3 protein-coding genes are annotated in these 4,218 nt (G+C 65.4%); all 3 read right to left on the reverse strand.

What is annotated here, in order from left to right; genetic code table 11:
* Nucleotides 1-361 precede the first annotated feature (361 nt).
* A complete protein-coding gene (locus G3436_RS24280; RefSeq protein WP_163950406.1) occupies nt 362-2,698 on the reverse strand; it encodes an FdhF/YdeP family oxidoreductase in 2,337 nt (778 codons plus the stop codon).
* The gene (gene fdhD / locus G3436_RS24285; RefSeq protein WP_163950408.1) at nt 2,695-3,531 is read right to left on the reverse strand and encodes a formate dehydrogenase accessory sulfurtransferase FdhD; all 837 of its coding nucleotides are present in this window, start codon (nt 3,529-3,531) and stop codon (nt 2,695-2,697) included. The genes G3436_RS24280 and fdhD overlap by 4 nt, the downstream gene beginning before the upstream one ends.
* A gap of 94 nt (nt 3,532-3,625) precedes the next feature.
* On the reverse strand, nt 3,626-4,218 hold a 593-nt coding region (locus G3436_RS24290), incomplete at its 5' end, for a substrate-binding domain-containing protein (RefSeq protein ID WP_163950412.1).

The following is a 4,218-nucleotide window of genomic DNA, read 5'->3' on the forward strand; positions in this document are numbered from 1 at the left end:
GCCGATCTGCTGGCCAACCACCGCACCCAATACCCCACCCAATGCGCCGCCAATGCCGGCTTCGGTGGAACCACCTGCCGAGGCAGCGCCACTGAGCAGGCCGAGGGACAACAACAGAATCGAGGAGTACTTCATAGGAGAGCCTCAGAGGGATGACGAGGCGATCCTGAGGCTCTGCCCTGGGCGCTGGCAATGGAAATCCGACGAGTAGCACGACCTGTATACAATTTTATAAGTTACTGTTTTTGCAGTGAAACTTAATGGGTTTTTGGCGGTCTGAGCTTACTTGGGATGAGGCCCTGGCAGCGATGTCAGGGCCTTTTCTTTGGGTGAGGGAATGTGCTTTTGGGCCACCCCCCCTCTACACGATTCGCGCACTCGCGCTCGCCGCCTCCAGTTTGATCGCCACGAATTTCGACGTGGGTGTATGGCTGCCATCCCCCACGCTTTCCAACGGCACCAGCGGATTCACCTCGGGATAGTACGCCGCCGCCTGCCCCGCCGGAATATCAAACGCCAACAAGGTAAAGCCCTTGACCCGACGCTCGCGACCATCACTCCACAACGACACGATGTCAGCCTTGTCACCGGGGTTGAAGCCCAGGCGGATGATGTCCGCCTCATTGGCAAACAACACGTCGCGCTGCCCCTTGACCCCACGGTAGCGATCATCCAACCCATAAATGGTGGTGTTGTACTGATCGTGCGAGCGCATCGACTGCATGATCAGGTCCGGCACCTGGCCGCTGGCGCGCACGCTTTCATGCAGCAGGTCGTCTGGCAGCGCATTGGCCTTGAAGTTGGCCCGGCCACTGGCGGTCTTCCACTCGCGCTGCCCGGCACTGTTGCCCAGGTAGAACCCGCCCGGATGCTCCAGGCGCTGGTTGAACCCGGCAAACCCTGGAATGGTGTCGGCAATCAGTTCGCGAATCCGCGCGTAATCGGCAATCAGCCAGTTCCAGTCCACTGGCGCGCTGCCCAGCGTGGCAGCCGCAATCCCGGCAATCACCGCCGGCTCCGAGCGCATCTGGCGCGACAGCGGCTTCAACTGCCCGTTGGAGGCGTGCACCATGCTGAACGAGTCTTCCACCGTCACTGCCTGCGGGCCTTCGCCCTGCAGGTCGATATCGGTCCGCCCCAGGCACGGCAGGATCAGGGCCTGGCGACCATGGATCAGATGGCTGCGGTTGAGCTTGGTGCTGATCTGCACCGTCAGCTCGCAGTTGCGCAGCGCCTGTGCGGTACGTTCGGTGTCCGGCGTGGCCTGGGCAAAGTTGCCGCCCAGGCCGATGAATACCCGCGCCTGGCCATCGAGCATGGCGCGGATCGCTTCCACCGTGTTGTGGCCGTTGTGGCGCGGTACGGCAAAGCCGAAGCGGCGCTCCAGTGCATCGAGCAGGGCCACCGGCGGGCGCTCGTTGATGCCCATGGTGCGATCGCCCTGCACGTTGCTGTGGCCGCGCACCGGGCACAATCCTGCCCCCGGCACGCCAAGGTTGCCGCGCAACAGCATGAGGTTGGCGATTTCCTGGATGGTCGCCACCGAATGACGGTGCTGGGTGATGCCCATGGCCCAGCACATGATGACCTTCTCGGCCCGTGCATACATGCGCGCAGCCTGCTCGATGTCGGCCAGGCTCAGCCCGGACTGCTCGACGATCTTGTCCCAGCTGCTGGCCTCGACCGCTTCCAGGTACGCCTCGACGGCCGCTGTGTGCGCGGCGATGAACGCGTGGTCGAACAGCGCTGGTGCACCGCTGGCCTGGGCCTCGCGCTCCCATTGCAGGAGGAACTTGGCCATGCCGCGCAGCAGTGCCATGTCGCCACCCAGGGCCGGGCGAAAGTAGGCGGTGTTGGTCGGGCGATCACCGTTGGTGAGCATCTCGATCGGGTGCTGCGGGTGCTGGAAACGTTCCAGGCCGCGCTCCTTGAGCGGGTTGACGCAGACCACCTGGGCACCGCGCTTGACCGCCTCACGCAGCGGTTCGAGCATGCGCGGGTGGTTGGTGCCGGGGTTCTGGCCCCAGACGAAAATGGCATCGGCATGCTCGAAGTCGTCGAAGGTCACCGTACCCTTGCCCACCCCGACGCTCTGCCCCAGGGCCACGCCGCTGGCCTCGTGACACATGTTCGAGCAGTCCGGGAAATTGTTGGTGCCGTAGGCGCGCACGAACAGCTGGTAAAGGTAGGCGGCCTCGTTGCTGGCCCGGCCCGAGGTATAGAACTCGGCCTGGTCGGGGCTGGTCAGGCCGTTGAGGTGGCGCGCGATCAGGGCGAACGCGTTGTCCCAACTGATCGGCTGGTAGCGGTCGCTGGCCGGGTCGTAGACCATAGGCTCGGTGAGCCGGCCCTGGTACTCCAGCCAGTAGTCGCTCTGGCCCAGCAGCGAGGTCACGCTGTGGCGCGCAAAGAAGGCCGCGTCGACACGGCGCTTGGTGGCTTCCCAGTTGACCGCCTTGGCGCCGTTCTCGCAGAACTTGACCATGCCGCTTTCCGGCGAGTCGCCCCAGGCGCAGCCCGGGCAGTCGAAACCGCCGTTCTGGTTGGTCTTGAGCAGGGCGCGGATGTTCTTCAGCGCGTTGTCGCTGCCTATCCAGGCCTGCGCCACGCTGCGCAGTGCACCCCAGCCGCCGGCGGCACCGTGGTAGGGCTTGTAGCGGGGGACGGGCTTCTGGTCGGCTTGATGATGCAGGCTCACGGGCAATTCTCCTGCGCGGGGCTGTACACCCTCGGCGCACTGTGATGCGGCAGGTGGATTAGGTTGAGGCGGTGCCGGCGCGCCCATTGCAGCGCCAGGCCGGTGGGTGAGGACAGGCTCACCAGGGTCTGGATGCCGGCGCGCAGCACTTTCTGGATCAGTTCGAGGCTGCAGCGGCTGGTGACGATGGCCAGGCCGCCGGCCAGGGCGATGTCCTGGCGCAGCAGTGCGCCGATCAGCTTGTCGAGGGCGTTGTGCCGGCCGATGTCTTCACGGCCCAGCAGCAGCTCGCCGCGGGCGTTCATGTACAGCGCCGCGTGGACCGCGCCGCAGTGCTGGCCCAGCGGCTGGAAGGCGCTGATGCGCTGGCGCAGGCCGTCCAGCCACTGCGGCGGCGGCAGTGGCGCGCCGGGCAGTACCTGGAGCTCTGGCAGTGCCTGTTCCACCGCCTCCACGCCACACAGGCCGCAGCCGCTGGTGCCGGCAAGCTGGCGGCGCTGGGTCTTGAGGTTCCAGAACGCGCGGTTGGCGATCTGCACATCGGCATGGATGGCCGAGCCGCTGCCACTGAAGCTGACGTCGTAGATTTCGTTGGGCGAGGCAATGATGCCGCTGCCGATACTGAAGCCGACGATGAAGTCGTCCAGGTCGGTCGGGCTGACCAGCATGACGGCCTGGCTGATGCCGTTATAGGCGATCGCCAGCGCGACTTCTTCGGCAAGGTCCGCACTGGCCTGGCTGTGTTCGCCAAGCTGGCTGTAGTCGTAGCGGATGCTCGCGGCAGGCGCGGCCAGGGGCGTGGACGCCACGCAGGCCGGGTGTTTTAAGGTCATTGGAAGATACCGGCAGGCAGGTCAGCCTTAAGCCTAGGCCCATGCTCGGGTATCGTCTAATCGCTAATGCTGATGCCGTGATAGATGGCGTCGATCACGCTTCGCCCAGCGCCTGGCGGTATTCGGCGATGCAGGCTTCGGCCAGCGCCGAGCGCGGTGCACTGCGGCGCATGATCAGGCCCAGTGGCGCGAGCGTGCTGGCGTGTTCGATCGGTTGCAGGCGCAGGTGCCCGGTGAGGGCTTCCAACCCTGCCGCCAGCGGCATCACCGCGCAGCACAGGCCGCCATGCACGGCCTGCACCAACTGATGAACGGCGTCGGTCTGTAGCAGCAACTGCGGGGTCAGGCTGCGGCTATGGAAGTTGTGATCGATGGACTGGCGAAAGTGCATACCGCTGGTCAGCAGGCCCAGTGGCAGCTCACTCAGTGCCTGCCAGCTCAACGGTGGTTCGCCGAAGTCGAAGTGGCGCGGGTCAAACAGCAGGCCCATGCGTGTGTCGCCCAGCGGCAGGGTCTCGAAACGTTCGGTGTCGAGGCGCTCCAGATACGACACGCCCAGGTCCAGGCTGTTGCTCGACAGCTGTTCGAGGATCTGCTCGGAGCTCAGCGCGCTGAGTTCGAAGCGCAGGTCCGGGTGCAGTCGGTGCAGGCGCTGCAGCAGCGGCAGCGGGTCGAAGCTCGACAGCG

It is taken from the genome of Pseudomonas brassicae, from assembly GCF_010671725.1.
Classification (GTDB): domain Bacteria; phylum Pseudomonadota; class Gammaproteobacteria; order Pseudomonadales; family Pseudomonadaceae; genus Aquipseudomonas; species Aquipseudomonas brassicae.

Bases quoted from the DNA above. Each gene is read 5' to 3' on its own strand.
- fdhD (WP_163950408.1), bottom strand. From the start codon at position 3,531: ATGACCTTAAAACACCCGGCCTGCGTGGCGTCCACGCCCCTGGCCGCG.